The sequence below is a fragment of the Branchiibius sp. NY16-3462-2 genome (assembly GCF_001594145.1).
GTDB lineage: Bacteria > Actinomycetota > Actinomycetes > Actinomycetales > Dermatophilaceae > Branchiibius.
Genome location: NZ_LVCF01000030.1, coordinates 13,136 through 30,071, shown reverse-complemented (window position 1 = coordinate 30,071; position 16,936 = coordinate 13,136). Strand labels below are relative to the sequence as shown.

11 protein-coding genes and 1 pseudogene are annotated in these 16,936 nt (G+C 66.0%); 4 read left to right on the top strand and 8 right to left on the bottom strand.

From position 1 onward, the window contains the following. The first annotated feature begins 11 nt into the window (after window positions 1–11). The 3 genes from AZH51_RS08045 (at window position 12) to AZH51_RS08035 (ending at window position 2,857) form a co-directional block, all read left to right on the top strand. Window positions 12–1,169: a CaiB/BaiF CoA-transferase family protein gene (locus tag AZH51_RS08045; RefSeq protein ID WP_291523086.1), complete on the top strand. Its 1,158-nt coding sequence runs from the start codon at window positions 12–14 to the stop codon at window positions 1,167–1,169. Further along, window positions 1,166–1,972: a MaoC family dehydratase N-terminal domain-containing protein gene (locus tag AZH51_RS08040; RefSeq protein WP_291523083.1), complete on the top strand. Its 807-nt coding sequence runs from the start codon at window positions 1,166–1,168 to the stop codon at window positions 1,970–1,972. The genes AZH51_RS08045 and AZH51_RS08040 overlap by 4 nt, the downstream gene beginning before the upstream one ends. Before the next feature lie 108 nt (window positions 1,973–2,080). Further along, entirely contained in the window at window positions 2,081–2,857 is a 777-nt protein-coding gene (locus tag AZH51_RS08035; RefSeq protein ID WP_291523081.1) for a hypothetical protein, read from the top strand. Window positions 2,858–2,875: 18 nt separating this feature from the next. Here AZH51_RS08035 and AZH51_RS08030 read toward each other — a convergent pair whose 3' ends face one another. The 8 genes and pseudogenes from AZH51_RS08030 to AZH51_RS07995 form a co-directional block, all read right to left on the bottom strand. After that, complete coding sequence (locus tag AZH51_RS08030; RefSeq protein ID WP_291523079.1) at window positions 2,876–4,504, bottom strand: cellulose synthase catalytic subunit; 1,629 nt, start codon at window positions 4,502–4,504, stop codon at window positions 2,876–2,878. Continuing rightward, window positions 4,501–6,567: an acyltransferase family protein gene (locus AZH51_RS08025; RefSeq protein WP_291523077.1), complete on the bottom strand. Its 2,067-nt coding sequence runs from the start codon at window positions 6,565–6,567 to the stop codon at window positions 4,501–4,503. The genes AZH51_RS08030 and AZH51_RS08025 overlap by 4 nt, the downstream gene beginning before the upstream one ends. Before the next feature lie 292 nt (window positions 6,568–6,859). After that, complete coding sequence (locus AZH51_RS08020; RefSeq protein WP_291523075.1) at window positions 6,860–8,545, bottom strand: glycosyl hydrolase; 1,686 nt, start codon at window positions 8,543–8,545, stop codon at window positions 6,860–6,862. A gap of 509 nt (window positions 8,546–9,054) precedes the next feature. Then, on the bottom strand, window positions 9,055–10,248 hold the full coding sequence (locus AZH51_RS08015) for a S8 family serine peptidase (RefSeq protein ID WP_291523073.1): 1,194 nt from the start codon (window positions 10,246–10,248) through the stop codon (window positions 9,055–9,057). Between the two features lie 13 nt (window positions 10,249–10,261). Beyond that, window positions 10,262–12,463, bottom strand: a complete 2,202-nt coding sequence (locus tag AZH51_RS08010) for a hypothetical protein (protein ID WP_291523071.1) — start codon at window positions 12,461–12,463, stop codon at window positions 10,262–10,264. Window positions 12,464–12,651: 188 nt separating this feature from the next. Beyond that, entirely contained in the window at window positions 12,652–14,415 is a 1,764-nt protein-coding gene (locus AZH51_RS08005) for an oleate hydratase (protein ID WP_291523068.1), read from the bottom strand. A gap of 19 nt (window positions 14,416–14,434) precedes the next feature. Further along, window positions 14,435–15,310 (bottom strand): annotated as a pseudogene (locus tag AZH51_RS08000) (3-hydroxyacyl-CoA dehydrogenase); the annotation flags it as partial. Window positions 15,311–15,396: 86 nt separating this feature from the next. Beyond that, window positions 15,397–15,822 carry a pyridoxamine 5'-phosphate oxidase family protein gene (locus tag AZH51_RS07995; RefSeq protein WP_291523066.1) on the bottom strand — a complete coding sequence of 142 codons (426 nt, stop codon included), beginning with the start codon at window positions 15,820–15,822 and terminating at the stop codon, window positions 15,397–15,399. Between the two features lie 71 nt (window positions 15,823–15,893). Between AZH51_RS07995 and mgrA the strand changes: the two genes are divergently transcribed. Beyond that, window positions 15,894–16,931: an L-glyceraldehyde 3-phosphate reductase gene (mgrA, locus tag AZH51_RS07990; RefSeq protein ID WP_291523182.1), complete on the top strand. Its 1,038-nt coding sequence runs from the start codon at window positions 15,894–15,896 to the stop codon at window positions 16,929–16,931. The last annotated feature ends 5 nt before the right edge of the window (window positions 16,932–16,936 follow it).

Below are 16,936 nucleotides of genomic sequence, written 5' to 3'. Positions count from 1 at the left end.
AGGACTGGAACATGCTTCCCCTCGACGGCATCACGGTGGTCTCCCTCGAACAGGCGGTCGCCGCACCGTTCGCAACCCGGCAACTGGCCGATCTCGGCGCGCGCGTCATCAAGGTCGAACGCCCCGACGTCGGCGACTTCGCCCGCGAGTACGACCGCACCGTGCACGGTGACTCCAGCTACTTCGTCTGGCTGAACCGGGGCAAGGAGTCGATCGAACTCGACATCAAGGACACCGCCGACCGGGCGATTCTTGACGCGATGATCGCCGAAGCGGATGTCGTCGTGCAGAACCTCATCCCCGGTGCCGTCGAGCGCCTCGGCCTGGACGCGGCCACACTGCGAGTGCAACGTCCGGAGCTGGTCTACTGCTCGATCTCCGGCTACGGCCCGGACGGGCCGTTCCGGTCCAAGAAGGCCTACGACCTGCTCGTGCAGTGTGAGGCCGGTCTGCTCAGCACGACCGGCTCACCCGACGAACCGGCCAAGGTCGGTGTCTCCGTCGCGGACATCGCCACCGGGATGTACGCCTACTCCGGCATCTTGTCGGCTCTGCTGCGCCAGTTCCGATCCGGCGAAGGCGCCACCGTCGAAGTGGCCATGCTGGACGCGCTGGGCGAGTGGATGATGCAACCCACCTACTACGCGGTCTACGGAGAGCGGCCGACTGTGCGCACGGGGGCCAAGCACGCCTCGATCGCTCCCTACGGTCCGTACCGCGCCGGCGACGGCAACACGATCTTCCTGAGTGTGCAGAACGACCGCGAGTGGGCAGGACTGTGCCGCAGGGTGATTGGCGATGAGTCGTTGATCGACGACCCGCGCTTCGTGCACAACACCGAACGGGTGGAGCACGACGCCGACGTGACGGTGCTGCTGGAGAAGGCGTTCGCGGCGTACGACGCGGACGAGTTGGTCGACCGGCTGGACGAGGTCGGGATCGCGTGCGCCCGGATGCGTACGCCAGCCCAGTTCCACGAGCACCCGCAGCTGCAGGCGCGGGATCGCTGGCGCAGTGTGATGACCCCCGGCGGTCATACCATCGATGCGCTGCTTCCGCCCGTCGTCCTGTCCGACGCCACTCCTGCGATGGGTGACGTCCCGGCGCTGGGTTCGCACAACGAGGCGTTGCGCGCCGAATTCGCCCGGCTGGCAAAGGTGGTCGCGTGACCTCGGAAGTCATCGAGCGGTCTGAGATTCTGATTCCCGGCCCGGCCGAAGCACTCGCCGGGCTCATCGGTGTCGAGGTACCACGCGACACGCTGCCGATGATGTGGCACTGGATCTACCTGCTGGACCGGCCCGCGCAAGCCGACCTCGGCCCCGACGGGCATCCGCTGCGGGGCGTGCTGCCCGCCCCACCGGAGCCGGGGCGGCGCAGGATGTGGGCCGGCGGTCAGGTGCGCACGCTGGCACCGTTGCGGCTCGGCCAGGTGGCCACTCGGCGTACGCAAGTCATTGACACGATTGAAAAGCATGGCCGCAGTGGGCGATTGACGTTCGTCAGTGTCCGCCACCAGGTCACGCAGGGTGACACGCTCTGCGTCGATGAGCGACAGGACGTGGTCTACCGGGACATGGTCGCGGCGCAGCCCATCGCACAGATCGGCGATGATCAACCGGCCGCCGAGGGGGAGTGGAGCCTGGAGGTCACGCCGCCGCTGCTGTTCCGCTTCTCGGCGCTGACCTACAACGGGCACCGGATCCATTACGACCGCGAGTACGCCACCCTGGTCGAGGGTTATCCCGGGTTGTTGACGCACGGGCCGCTGCAGGCGCTGATGATGGCCGAGAGCGCTCGTCGCGACGGAGTGCGCACCGGCGAAGGTACGCACTGCGACTACCGGTTGGTCTCGCCGCTGTTCGACTTTCAGGGTCTGGTCGTCGGTCCGGGCGACGAACCAGGCGCTCGGAAGGCGCGCGACCGGGCGGGACGGACCACCGCAGTAGCAAGTTTCGCCGCGTTGGGCTAATAGCGACAAGTAGGGGGAACTCCCCACATTTTCGGCTGTGAGTTGGCTGGGTGTTTCTGTTTGTATCGAGGCCGTACCCGATCAGCAGAAACCTCCGAAGGGCCCACCATGCGCATCACCATCCACCGCCCACTGATTGCCGTCAGCGCCGCCTCCGCGGTGCTCGGCCTGGCCGCCTGTGGCAGCAGCGTCAGTGTCTCCTCACCCAGCGGTGGGACGACGACCAGCACCACCTCCTCCAGTAGCGCCGCGCCCAGCACCTCTGACTCCCCGACCAGTTCGGAGACCGCGTCCTCGAGCGCGCAGGCGCCCAGCACCTCGGCCGCCGGTGGGGCGACGGAGGGCACTCCGGGCACCGTTACCCCGCCCGGCACCAAGCTGAAGGTCGGTCAGGCGGCCGTCATCCACACCAACCGCGGCGATGACCCGAAGGACCCGAAGTACTACGAGACCACCGTCGAGCTGAGCGTCGCGAAGATCGAAAAGGGTTCGGAGTCAGACCTTTCCAAGTTGGAGAACGCCGCGAAGTTCAAGGGCCAGACGCCGTACTACATCACGGTCAACGCCAAGCTGTTGTCCACCAAGGGCGCCTCCAACCTCGGCGTCAGCGTGCCCAGCGTCGACGGCACCCTCAAGGACGGCACCGAGGCGCAGAGCCTGATCGTCTTCGGCAGCCTTGGCCCTTGTGACAGCAAGAGTTTCAAGGCCACCGGCAGCGGTGACAACCTGACCATCCCCGTCGGCGCGACCGCCGTCGGCTGCACGATCGTCCTGGCACCCACCGGCGATGAGGTCACCGGGGCCACCTACGACGACAGCCGGTGGAACTACGAGGACTACTCGGACAACAAGTACCGCGACGACCCGATCGTCTGGTCGAAGTAGGCGCGGGTCGGCGCAAGGTCAGGCGGTCTCCGGGGCGACCAAGGTCGTGGACCGGATCTGCTCGCGACGGATCCGCCGCTCGCGCCACGCCAGCACGGAGATGGGGACCCAGATGTTGAGGTTCAGCAGGGCCACGACGAAGATCGGCGTGGCATCGACCGGGCTGTAACCCGCCCAGACGAAGTGCAGGATGCCGATCAGCATGCCCAGGTTGGTGACGGCCGTCCAGGTGATCATCACCATGATGGTGTTGCTGGTCATCGACGTACGCCGTGACTCACCGGTCGGGACCCACTCGGCCGTTCGTCCGCGCATGGTGTGCAAGATCGCTGCAGCGTGACTGAACGACGCGATCGTGTAGACGCGCAGCGTCGATGCGCCCCAACCGCTCTTGTGGATCGCGCGGATCAACGGGTACATGAGGAAGGTCGGGATGAGCCAGAAGAAGTTGGACAGCTTCACCCGGTCCGGCATGCCCCACAACATGAACAGGGTGGGCAGCGGCAGCACGAACGCTCCCACCGCCGTAGAGATGTAGTAGCCGAAGCCGGTGAAAAAGCACATCCGCTGGCGGTATCGCAGCGGCGAGTCATGGAATCTCTTGTCCCGCAACAAGCTCATCGAGCCGGCACACCACCGGTACTGCTGGGAGATGAAGCTGGACATCTGGTCGGGGCACAGCCCCTTCGCCAGGATGACGGGCACGTAGATGGTGGTGAAACCGACCTTGAGCAGGTTCACACCGGTGTGCACGTCCTCGCTGTGCCCGATCTGGGCGAAGCCGCCGGACTGCTCCAACCCGGCTCGCCGATAGATCGCACACGTCCCGACGCAGATCGGTGCGCCGAGGTAGTCGCGCGACACCTGCGCCCAGCGGTAGAAGCTCTCCTGCACTGCCCCGGCGCACCGTTGCAACCACGGCATCCCCCGGTGGGTGTCGAAGAACTGTGGTGACTGGACGATGCCGATCTTCGGGTCGTCCATGTAGGGCGCCAACTGGCGCACGAAATCTGGTCGCGGGCAGAAGTCGGCGTCGAAGATGACGATGAGATCGCCGTCCGAGTGGTTGAAGCCGTACTTGAGGTTGCCCGCCTTCTTCATGTGCGGACGGTCCGGTCGCACCAGGTACTGGAAGCCGAATTCCTCTGCGAGTGTGGCTACTTCGGCGCGGTCGCCGTCATCCAGAACGTAGACCGTCAGCACACCCTCGTAGGCCATTGCCGAGACGTGTTGGTAGGTGTTGCGTAGTACCTCGACTTCCTCTCCCGCGCTCGGTAGGAAGATGTCGACGCTCGGATACTTCTCCGGAGCCCAGAACTCGACAATGCGCTCATGGTCGAGTCGGCTGAACCGCCGCTTGCGGGTCGTCGCGTAGTGGGTGAGCACCATGTACCCGACAAAGATGGTGAACGGAATCCAGAACAGCCAGACGATCGTCGTGGTGAGGGAGAACAGCAGCAGACTGGCCACCGAACTGACGGTCGCGAAGCTGCGGAGCCAGATGAACCACAGGTGCTGCCGGCCGTAGTAGAGCCAGACCTCCTTGTCGTCCGGTGGCGATGGCAGTTCGGCATCGGCGGTTGCTACGGGCGCGCGCCGGCGCAGTCGTAGCCGCAGTGGTTGTGCATCAGTTCTCACGACGGTCATGATGGGGAACCTTTCTCGAAGATCGGCGTCAGCATCGGTGCCAGCCAGTCGGCATAGGTGCGGGTCACGTGACCCTGATCGCGGTGCGTCAGCATGTTGTCGACGACCGCGGGACACACGTACTGGTTGCAGAAGAAGGTGTGGGTGTCGACGTACCCCACTCCGGCCTTCTGCATGGTGGTGCGCATGGTGCGGTAGAAGTCGGTCCAGGCAGGGTTCTGATCAACTTTGTAGATGCATCGACGAGCGTCGTCGAGGTTGCGTTCGAGGCAGCCGTTGGCGTCTTTGGGCATGTACGGCGAGTCACCGAGGTACGCCAGCCGGGTGTCGGGTCCGGCGAGCACCTTCATCTGTGCAAGCGTTGCGTCGGCCCAGCTGTGCGCGCCGTAGGTGGCCGCGCCGACCGCGTCAGCCTCGCTGGCGATGATCAGCTGTGGTTTCAGCTCTTTGATGCGCGCCCAGGCATCGGAGCGGAAGGTGGTGCACTCGGTGTAATCGCGTTTCAGGTCGTTGTTCCACACCCGAAGATCAGCCACCGGGCAGGCAGCCTTGGTGAAGGAGATGATCCGCCAGCCATTCGCCTTGGCCCCCACCTCAAGGGCGTTGAGCCATTGGTCGGCGTGAGAATCCCCAATCAGCACAGCGGTTTTCGTCCCCTTCGGGTCACCGAAGACGCACGCCTTCGGCGTCGTCCGCGCCAGGGGGGCGAAACACTGCGAGTCACCCTCCCATGGACTGTCCGTCTCCGCCTTGCTCAAGGTGGGCGTGAGGTTCGCGGGCACCGCCGTGATGTTGAAGCTGCGCGCGAGCGCTTGTTGCACGGTGGAGGAATCAGCAGTCCGCAGCGTGCTCGCCGTCGCGACCGATCCGGTGCCCTGCAGGGAGGGCATCAGCAACGTCACCAGTGAGGCTGCGGCGATGATGCCGCCGGACATTGCCGCCCCGGCCGCCAGCCAACGCCGGTGGTGCCAGGAGCTGCGATGCGCCGCGTTCTCGATGAAGTAGGTGAGCACGGCGAACCAGTAGGCGATGAACACCACCTCGAGGCGTTCCCAGAGCGCCAGGTCACGTCCCAACCAGATCGGCAGCAGGATGAGCATCGGCCAGTGCCAGAGGTACCACGCATACGACGTCCGTCCGACGTACTGCATCGCGCGCCGGTCGAGAAGCACCGTCTCCACCGAGCGGTGCACCGGTTGCATTCCGCCGGCGATGACCGCAGCAGAGCCGAGGACCGGAAGCAGGGCCGCCCACCCGGGGAACGCGGTGGCGTCCGAGTAGAGCAGCGCGCTGAGCACGATCGCTGACAGGCCGCCCCATCCGAGCCATCGCAGTAGTTGTTCGGGCGCGCGGCGGAGGTGGTGTGCCGCCATCGCGAGCAGGCCGCCAGCCGCTAGTTCCCAGGCGCGGGTCTGCAGGCTGAAGTACGCCATCGATACGTTCGAAGCAGTGGTCACTATCGACAGGGTGAGGCTGACGGCGAAGATCGTGGATAGGAGGCCGGTGATGGTGGCCTGGCGCCGATAACGCCGAACCGTCATCGCCGCCAGCAGCAGCAGTCCTGGCCACACCAGGTAGAACTGCTCCTCGACGGCGAGGGACCAGAAGTGTTGCAGCGGAGAGGGTGTCGCCGCCGTCTGATAGTTGATGCCCTCGAGGGCAAGGTGATAGTTGATGCCGTAGACCGCGGCCCAGAAGGCGTCGGAGGTCAGCGACAGCAGTTGGTCGTGGGGCAGGACGAACCGGCCGAAGCACAAGGTGGTGAGGATGACCACGAACGCTGGCGGCAGCAGACGCTTGAACCGCCGGCTATAGAAGCGACTGATCGAGATCCGGTCGGTCGACGCCAACTCGCGCAGCAACTGTTGGGTGATTAGGAAACCGGAAATGACGAAGAAGACGTCGACGCCGACGAATCCTCCGGTGAGCATCGGTACGCCGGCGTGGTACAGCACGACCGCCAGCACCGCGACAGCGCGCAACCCCTGGATATCCGGGCGGAACCGCCGTGCCTCCGGATCGGTGGAGAACAGACGAGGCAGTGCAATGGTCGCTGAGGTCATCTGAATCTCCTGCGCAGGGTGCACCGAGCACCACACCGGGCGGCCGCGGAGCGGGCCTGGCGAGTGCGGGTAACGAGGGGCTGACGGTGTCGACTGCGACGTCGTCCGGGGGAGTCCGCGAGAGCGGTGTCAGAATGCCGTTCACTTGCCCCGGGTTCAGCACCGGACTGGGGCGATGCATCAATTCAACCGCAGCGCAGACGGTTTCGGCAGATCGGTCCCCGTGATCACTGCCACAGCGTGATAACGGGTGAACTCACCGCCCGGCTATTGTCAGACCGCGACGCACTTGCTATGCGGTGAGCAACCAGGCGTGCAGATAGGCAAGGGAGTTGCCCGGATCCACCTGCCGCCACCCGGTGTCCTGGACGACCGCGAGTGCCTGCGAACGATCCTTGGTGCCGGCGAGAGCGGAGTACATCAGGGCGTAGTCGCCGAATGTTTGACCGAAACCGCCACTGGCAGTGGCAGATCGCACGTTCCAGCGGATCCGATCAGGAGGTACTGACCGAAGGTAGGACATGGCGGTCGGAGAGGCGGGAAGTAACTGGATGGCCAGTTTGGCTGTCGGCGCGTCGGAGAACCAGGTCCGGTAGGACCGCTGCGCCCCGAACGTCAGGCTGACGATCGAATGCTGGTACCCGTGGTAGACCGGGTCCGTCCCGTCGAGATAGAGGCCGTACCTCAGAGCGGCCCGCGTCTCCCCGGCCAGCATCCAGGCCGCTTCGCTGGCCAGTCCGGAGTTGCCGGTTGCCCGGGCCCACCAGGCCAGTCCGATCCACGCGTTGGCTGCTTCGGACGAGCTCTCCTGGTCGTTGCCCAGGTCGAACGGCGCACTGCCGCTGGCCCAGGACTGCCCGGCATAGGCATCGAAGGTGCGTCGGTCGGGGAACAGACCTGTCCCTCCGCTGTTCGCGACGTCAGCAGCCACCAGGTCCATCACCGGCTGCCAGCGCGTGAGGAGTGCCGGATCCTCAGCGGCCAGAATGCCTGCGGTGTAAAGGAAGTAGCCGTAATGGAAGTGATGGTCGCTGAAGCCCTCGCTGCCGAAGGACGGCTGCAGGCCGATCAGACCGCGCGCCCGGTCGTCATAGACGAAGCACTTGCTGCTCCGTTTGCTTGCTCCGGCGGGGTCGGTCCACAGGTCGAGCTGGCCGACCAGGGCGGCCTTGGCAGCCGCCGCCGCGTCCTTCAGGTTGAGCTGACCCGCGAGCATCCACAGCTGCGCCATGCGTTGGAGCGCCTTGCCGCCGTAGTACGTGTCCGCCGGGAAGGCAGCGCCAGCAACGTCGGCGCGCACCTGCGATGCGAGTCGGGCGCGATCGGCGGTCGGTAGCGACTCGACCGGCAGTCCCGCGCGTAACGGCCGGACGGGGCTGCTCCACTGCAGCGCTGATCCGCTGCAGATAGCCATTCGCCCGAAGACCGTCGGCAGGCTGCCCAGGTCGTTCGAGATGCCGTCGGCCAACCCGTCGCGGTGGTGCAGCAGAACCCCGAAAGCGCCGGATCCGTTGCCGCGGTAGGTGATCCGGGTGGTCGCCGACTGAGTGGTGACGGAGTAGCCCAGATCGGTACCGGTGAGGCGGATGGCGTGCGCCGCCATCTTGGTGCGTGTCGTGCCGTCAGGGACAGGGAACCAGGTCACCCGGTCACCGGGGGCCAGCCGTACCTGGGTGCCGTCGATCGTGCAGCCGTCGGCAACCACCCCGTAGTGTCGTCCCGACCCAGCACGGCTGTCGCGGTCCGCGGCGAAGGCCAGGTTGGTGCGGACAGACAGTGCGGCGTCCGCGGTCAGGGTGAGGTACGGCGATCCGCGGGCCAGCACGACGTGGCCCAGGGCACCCTGGGGACCGAGGAACGTCACGGTCACGCTGGCCTCGTCGTACGCCGTGACCATGGTCGTGCGCAGACCGGGCAGCAGCACGGTCACATCGCTGCTCGCGGGGCCGGTGATCTGGTCGGCGGTGGTGGTCACCACCGGCACACCGAACGCGAAACCCCCTGCGGTAGAGGCAAAACTCAACGGAAGCGGGAACACCGGCCGCGACCTCGGCCCCAGGGCAAGCGATGAGAACCACCGGTTGGTCGGTGGGATGAGATCGTCAGCGAGCCGGGGTGCGGTGACCCCACTCATCCGGCGGTGCGGCACCGCGGACAGTGCCCGGTGCATTCGATCCGAGTCGAAGACAGCGCCCGGCGTTGCCACCGTCGCGCCAGCTACGGCAGCGGACGGGGAGGAGCGGCATCCGCTCAGCGGACCGAGTACTGCGCCTGCGGCTATCGCCGGTGCTATTCCCAGCAGCAGCCGACGGCTCATCCCTTCGTGGGGATCGTCCACTACGGTGTCCCGGTGCTCGGGCCCCAGACGTCATCGGTGAGACGGTGGCAACGATGCGGTTGGCGCACCGCGTCATGCTCTTCGATCGTAGGTCGCTGTCTGCGCCTCGACGGTCGCGGACCAGCGTGCGCCCGGTCACATCGAGCAGATCACAGGCCGCGCAGGCCGCGCGGCGTTCCCACTCCGGTTGGGGCGTCGTAGCCCTTCCTGGCCGTGCACAGGTAGTCGCCGCCGCAGTAGCCGTTGCTTCCGGACGTGATGTCGCGGAACCACGAACGGTGCTGGTAGATCCGCGCCGCAGACGCGCCGTAGGACTTCGCGTGGCCGGCGCGGGCAATCATCCCCGCGACCAACGGCGCCGACAGGCTGGTCCCGCCGACCAACAGCCAGTCGTTGGGGGTGCCGAAGGTGTCGTACACGGCGAAGTTGCTGTACGGGTCGGCGACCACGGACAGGTCGGTGCTGGTGCGCGTCGGGCAGTGGGTCAACCGCCGCGACTGGAAAGCCGGCTTGGCGAACCAGGCCGAGCAGCCGCTGCCGCCGCTCTCCCACGCGGACTCACTCCAGCCACGGACCGTGCGCGGGTTGCGGGTCAACGACGTGCCACCGACAGAGATCACGGTCGGTGAACTCGCCGGGAAGCTGGCCGGCTCGAACCCGTCGTCACCCGACGAGGCGACGATCGGCACACCGGGGTGTCGGTAGTAACGGGTGGCGAGGCTGCGCACCGCGGTGTATTCGGGACCGCCGTAGCTGTTGGAGACGACCGCTGCTTTCAGCCGGACCGCGGTGTTGACTGCGGTGCCCAGCGAGACGTCGTCGTTGTCGTCGGCCTCCACGACCAGGATCTTGCAGGCCGGGCACGCGGCGGAGACGGCATCAACGTCCAGCGCCGCCTCCAGGCCCCAGTCGGGATCCGTCGGCGGCAACGGGGCGCTCGCTCCCCGCTGGTTGACGATGCGTAGACAACCGTTGCCCCTGGTACAAGCCGGCAGCCCCGCCTGCTTGCGATAGACCGCGAGGTCCTTCTCCAGGTGGGGATTGCTGAACGCTCCCACGATCGCCACGGTCACGCCGACCGCACCACCGTGCAGGCCGTAGGCCGAGGCGATCTGCGAGGGTCCGAGGGTCTGGATCACCTGCGGCAGATTGATCCGGCGCCCGGAGGTCGAGGTGCGGTACTGCGCCAGGCACCGGGCTTTGCCCGCCGGGACAGCCGCGCAAGCGTCCCGTGCCGTCCCGCTCGGGGGCAACGGGGAGGGGCCAGCGATAGCTGGCTCGGTGCCGAGGACACCCAGTCCGGCCAGGGCCACGCTCAGCAGCGGGACCAGCAACCTGCGCATGGCGGCATGCATCTCAGGCTCCCTTCACGACGTACGCCGAGTCCGTGGTTTGCGTGATCGAGGCACCGTCCGCGGTGTGCCCGCTGACCCTGATCGTCACCGACTTCCCTACAGACGCAGGCGAATTCGTCAGCGCGGCGCGGAACTGGTTGCCGCCCAGGGCGGTGACCGGCACGTTGCTGAAGGTACGCCCACCATCCAGGCTGATCTGCAGTGTCGCGGTCACCGCGGCCTTACCGATGATCGGAGCGATCGAGAACGTGAAGGGGTGCGCTCCCACGGTCATGGTGCTGTCCAGGGCGGTCGGCAACGGCACAGAGGTCGTGAGTTCGGCGGGGACCCGGCAGGACGTGGGTTCACCCCACGGGTCGTCGCCACAGTCCCACGAGCCGGGTGCGATCGGATCGGCGGCCGAGGTGCGGATGGTCAGGTCGGTCACGGCGTGCGGGGACCGCGCGAAGCCGGTTGGTCGCAGCCAGGTCTCGAGCCGGGCCCGGACCGTGGTTGCCCGTGCGGGCATTGTGAGCATGATCGCGGAATTGTTGCTCTCACTGTCGATCAGTTTGCCGTCCTGCCAGACCTTGAAGTCGGCCACAGTGGGACCGTCCGGGGCGATGCCCACGGACCCGAAGTGGCCGGGCACGGAGTCGGTGAGAGGGGCCAGAGCCACGAAGATCTGGTCATCGGAGCGACAGGAGTAGCAGACAGTCGCCGGACCGACCGCAGCGACCGGCAGCCCCGGTGCCAGCGGCCCGCGCAGGAAGTCCACGGGGTACGTCTGCCCGGCCACGCGCGCACGAGGCAGATCCTGCACATCGACCATCGACGTAGCCATCAGGTCCATCGACGGGAGGTAGTCGTCCTGCCACAGCATCCCCTTCGGGGAGACCAGGTAGTCGGTCGCGCGGCCGCCTGGCGGGGTTGACCAGGCGAACGTCGACACGGGTGCGTCGTCAGCAGGCACCGCCATGTGGCTGATACCGCCGGTGACCCCCGGCGCGCTGGGGTAGTAGCTCATGGCGAGGGTGGCGACGTCGCGCACCACGTGCCGCTGGGACCCCGAGATGGCACCGCTGGCCTGATAGGAGGCGGTATAGGAGTAGGGCGTCGCTGACATCTGGTCGTTGCCGAACAGGAACGCGGTGCTCACGGTCTGGGTGCCGACGGGCGGTGCAGCGCTGGGGGCCACGAACAGGTCGCGACGGCCGAACTCGATCACCCCGTTGTCGACGTAGGTCTGGCCCAGGTAGTCCTCGCCCTGGAACGTCACCTCCTGCTCGACATCGAGGGAGGTCAGCTCGTAGTCGGCGGCCGTCGGTCGGGGCGTCACCAGCGAGACCTTTGCCGTCGCCCGCCGCGCGTCGATGGTGAACTTCTGCAGGTTGGTCTTCGCGTGGATCAGCGGAAGGCTGACGACCGAGTCGGAGGTGTCGTCGCTCATCACGGCGAACACGGTGTAGCGGCCCTTGGGCAGGCTCGCCCTGGCCTGACCGGCCATCACCATGACCGGATTGGCGAACTTATCGGGGTTGTCCAGGTTGAGCAGGAAGAGCATCGCGAAATTCGCTGGCCGCCCGCTGCGGTCGCGTACCGCGAACCGGGTGGTGACCTGTGCGAAGGCAGGCTTGACGATGTGCGCCGGCCCCGCCGTCACACTGATCCGGGCCGCACCGAACAGGCTGGTGCTCGTGCGGTGGGCGGCACGATCGGCCGCGGCCTGTTTGCGCAGAGCCGCGCCGAACGCGGCGCTTCCGCTGCGGTCGAACGTGCCGGTGATCTCGGTCGACGTCCGCTTGGTGACGTGCAGACCGGGGATCTTCACGCTCGCCAGTTTCGGGGCGGCGACGTGCACCGTCAGGCCGCTCGAGACCTTCGAGATGTCGAACAGCGCCGGATCCAGAGCGCTGCCCAGATACGGCAGCGCGGCGGTGGGGATCAGCAACGACTGTTTCGGGTTGCTCATCCGCACCAGGCCGCCGCGTTCCCCGGCTGCCGGGATGACCGTCGTCACCGGATGGCCCGACACCTGTCGTCGGAGCACCGTCTCACCGGTGATGAGCCGGATGGCTTTCGTTGCAGACACCGCGGATCTGCTGGCTGCCGGCTTCGCGGCAACCGTCGAATTACTCGCGCTCGCAACCGAATTCGCGCCAATGGTCGTCGCAGCGATCAGGGTTGCGGCGCATCCGGCCAGCACCCGTCGTGTGGTATTCACGTATCGACCCCCGAGGCCGCTCCATCAGACCGACGCCATGTCGGCAGGGACACCATGACACACAGCTGCCGCATAGATACAGCGACCCGCCCGACTCCCAGGACACTCACGGGTGCGCGGGCCCGGCCGCGCACAAGGGGAGCCCCGGCCGGATCGGCCGGGGCTCCCCTGTGTGGTGCGGTTTCGGGTCAGATGACGCCGTACTTGGTCAGCAGTTCGCCGACCTCGTTCTTGGTCACCTTCGCCTTCATCCACGGCTGGGCGAACTTCAATCCGGGCAAAGTGAGCTCCTTGCCGTCGCGCAACCGATTGGTCGCGGTGAGCAGGCTGCGCACGTCGTACGTCGAGTTGAAGACTTCGGGGACACCTCGCTCGATATCGAGCAGGGTGTAGACCGCCTCCATCGGGGTCCGCACGGAGTACTCGGTGGTGAAGACGCAGTCGCGTTCCCTGGACTCGGCGAACTGGCCGATGAACGCGAAGTTCACCGAACCTTCGGGGACGACGTCCGGGCGGTCGCCGGCCTGGCGCGGCATGAAGAACGCCGTGACGTAGGGCATCATGCACGGCACGGTCTTCGCGCCGTTCGCTGCCAGCTCGGGGATGTCGGCCTCGGGCACACCCAGGTGGTAGAGCCACTCGGAGGCGATCTCCTCACCCGTGGAGTCCTGGATCGACTTCTTGGTGTAGTCACCCGGGGTGTCGCTGTTCAGGGCGTAGACCCAGACCACGATCTGGTCCTTGGGCTGCTGCTTGAAGTGCGGCTGCCGGTTGACGGTCCAGCTCATGAACCAGGCGGAGTCCTTGACCGTGACGATGCCGCCGGTGACGATCTTGCCGCTGAACGGATCGCGCTGGGTGATCTTCTGGATGTACTCCGGGATCCGGTGGTCCAGCGTGGTCACCGTCGCCGACTCCCACTTGGACTTCTCGATGTCGCCCGCGAAAACGTCCGGGTGACCGAAGGATTCGTGCTTCGCGGAGATCTTGCGCCATAGGTCCCAGGCCGGTGCCGGTCCGGTGTTGAGCTTGGCCGCGGTGTGCTGGTCGCCTTCGTCGGAGTTCTCGGTCAAGGAGCCGATGGTCATGAAGATCAGGTCGTTCTCACCCAGGTCGACGCCGCCCTCGGCGCCTTCCTTGATCCAGTGGATGTAGGTCGCCTTCTTCTTGTCCGGGTCACTGAGGTCGAAGTCGACATCGGTGACCGTGGTGTCGAAGTGGAAGGTCACCCCGTGGTCCAGCAGGTACTTGTACAGTGGCAGCACCAACGACTCGTACTGGTTGTACTTGGTGAACTTCAGCGTGCTGAGGTCGGGCAGACCGGCGATGTGGTGGATGAAGCGGTGGACATAGAGCTTCATCTCCAGCGCCGAGTGCCACTTCTCGAAGGCGAACATCGTCTGCCAGTAGAGCCAGAAGTTGCTGTTGAAGAACTCGTCGGTGAAGACCTCGTCGATCCGCTTGTTCTCCATCTCCTTGCGCGTGGCCATGAAGAGCTTGACCAGTTCGTTCTGCGCCTTCTGCGACATCATGAACTTGTTGTCAGTGTGCGCGCTCTGCCCGCGGTCCATCGTGGCGCGTTCGAGGGAGAAGTTCGGGTCGTCCTTGTTCAGCCAGTAGAACTCGTCCAGCACGCTGGCGCCCTCGACCTCGATCGATGGGATCGTGCGGAAGAGATCCCACAGACACTCGAAGTGGTTCTCCATCTCGCGGCCGCCGCGGATCACGAAACCCTTCTTGGGCTCCTTGATCCCATCGAGCGCACCGCCAGGGAGCTTGAGCTCTTCCAGGATGGTGATCTTCGAACCGTCCATCTGACCGTCGCGGATCAGGAAGGCCGCGCCCGACAGGGAGGCCAGGCCAGCGCCGACGAACCAGGCGGTCTTGTCATCCACCCCCTCGGGCTTACGCGGGCGGGCAAAGGCTTCGTAGTTGCCGCTGCTGTAGTACATGTGGCGAAACTCCTTCGTATCAGTACGTGTAGAAGCCCTCGCCGGAGGCGAGACCCGTCTTGCCCTTGTCGATGTAGTTGACCTTCAGCCATTCGGCGAGCTTGCGGGCGTCCGCGTCACCGTGGCTCATGATGTTGTACGGAGTGACCAGGCCGATGATGTCGTAGAGCTGGAACGGACCCAAGGGTGCGCCCGTGCCGATACGCCACACGTTATCGACGTCCTTGGGTTCGGCATAGCCTCCAGCGGCGAGTTCGAGGGCCGCGCCCAGGAAGGGCACCAGCAGGGAGTTCAGGACGTAGCCGGCCTTCTCCTTGTGGATCGGGATCGGCACCATGCCGATCTCGCTGGCGAACTGGACCACGCGGTCGAACACCGCCGGGTCAGTCTTCGGCGTCCCCATCACCTCGGCGGTGTTGGCCCGCCAGATCTGGTTGGCGAAGTGCAACGCCAGGAAACGGTCCTCGCGGCCGGTGGCGTCAGTGATCGCACTCGGTAGCAGGGTGGAGGAGTTGGTGGCGAAAATCGTTGCCGCAGGGGCGAACTCGTTGATCTTCTCGAAGGTTCCGCGTTTGAGGTCCACGACCTCCGGGATCGCCTCGATGACCAGATCCGCGTCGGCGACCGCCGCCTGCAGGTCCGCTGTGAGGGTGAGTGAATCGCGGGCGGCCTGAGCCTTCCCGTCGGCCGCACCGGGCACTTCCTTGACGTACGTCGTGACCAGACCGTCGAAGGTGCCCCGGGCTTTGTCGAGGGCCGCGTCCGAGATGTCGTAGGCGGTGACCTTCTTGCCGGAGTAGGCGCTCTGGAAGGCGATCTGGGCTCCGAGGACCCCGGTGCCAAGGACCGTGACCCGCTCGATGGAACTGGTGGTGGGTACTGACTGCGTCATGGTGACGCCTCCTTTTCTACATCTGTAGAAAGGCTACCGCCGGGCGCTGTGGCTACCCAACCGTCGGCTCGTCAGTGAGCCTTCCCGTCTCAACTGATGTGTATGTGGGTCCACGGCTTGTCGAGATGGAACCGCCGCCCGCTGATCTCAGTCACCTCGATGGCAACGACGTTGAACTTCGCCGTGGGGACCCAGGGGCGCAGCGGGAGGTCATCGGCGACGTACGCCGCGCTGCCCTCCAGGGTGGTGGCCTGACCACGGGCGATCACGCTGAAGGCGTTGTCGTCGTCGTACTGGTCGATCTCGAAGGCGACGTCGGAATTCATCGCCATGCCGAGCAGTTTCGACCCCTCGGCGGTCCGGAAGATGATGCGCTTGCCGGCATCGACGGCGTAGTTGATCGGCACGATGTGCACTTCGTCGAGCAGGTGGAAGGCCAGGCGACCGAATTCGTGCTGGCGCAGGGCTTCCCAGGCTTCATCGTCACTCATCGGGGCAATCGGGTTTTCGTCCATCGCATGCTCCTTCTGTCGGCACCTTCGATGCTAGTACGTCCCTGGGAAGGGGCAGACTGGCGACCGTGACCATGCATAGTGACGATTACCAGGCCCTGCGCGGACGCTACGACCAGATGACCTACCGACGGTGCGGACGCAGTGGTCTGCAACTGCCGGCGGTCTCCCTCGGCCTGTGGCACAACTTCGGTGACGATGTCCCGCTCGAACGGCAGCGGGCGACGCTGCGCCGCGCGTTCGACCTCGGGGTGACCCACTTCGACCTGGCCAACAACTACGGACCGCCCTACGGCAGCGCCGAGCGCAACTTCGGCACGATCTTCGCCCAGGACTTCAAGCGCTACCGCGACGAACTGGTCCTATCCACCAAAGCCGGCTACGACATGTGGCCGGGCCCCTACGGGCAGGGCGGCGGCTCGCGCAAGTATCTGCTCTCGTCGCTGGACCAGTCGCTGCAGCGGATGGGCGTGGACTACGTCGACATCTTCTACAGCCACCGTTTCGACCCCGATACCCCGCTGGAAGAGACCCTCGGTGCACTCGATTCGGCGGTGCGCGCGGGCAAGGCGCTCTATATCGGGATCTCCTCCTACTCCGGAGACCGCACCCGCGAAGCCCTCGCGATCTTGCGCGAACTGGGCACTCCGCTGCTGATCCACCAGCCGTCGTACTCGATGTTGAACCGGTGGATCGAGGAGGACCTGCTGGACGTGCTCGGCGCCAACGGCGTTGGCTGCATTGCTTTCTCGCCGTTGGCGCAGGGGATGTTGACCGACAAGTACCTCAAGGGGATCCCGGAGGGCTCGCGGGCTTCCCAGGGCAAGTCGCTGGATCCCAAGCTGCTGAAGCCGGAGTCGATCAAGCACGTCAAGGCGCTGAACAAGCTGGCCGAGGCGCGTGGTCAGTCCCTCGCGCAGATGGCGCTGGCGTGGGCGCTGCGCGATGACCGGGTGACCTCGGTGCTGGTCGGCGCTTCGAGCGTGGAGCAGTTGGAGGACAACCTGGGCGCGCTGGACAACCTGGACTTCGGGCCGGACGAGCTGGCGCAGATCGACCAGCACGCCGTGGACGCCGGCATCAACATCTGGCGTACGTCGTCCCGCGCCTGACGCGG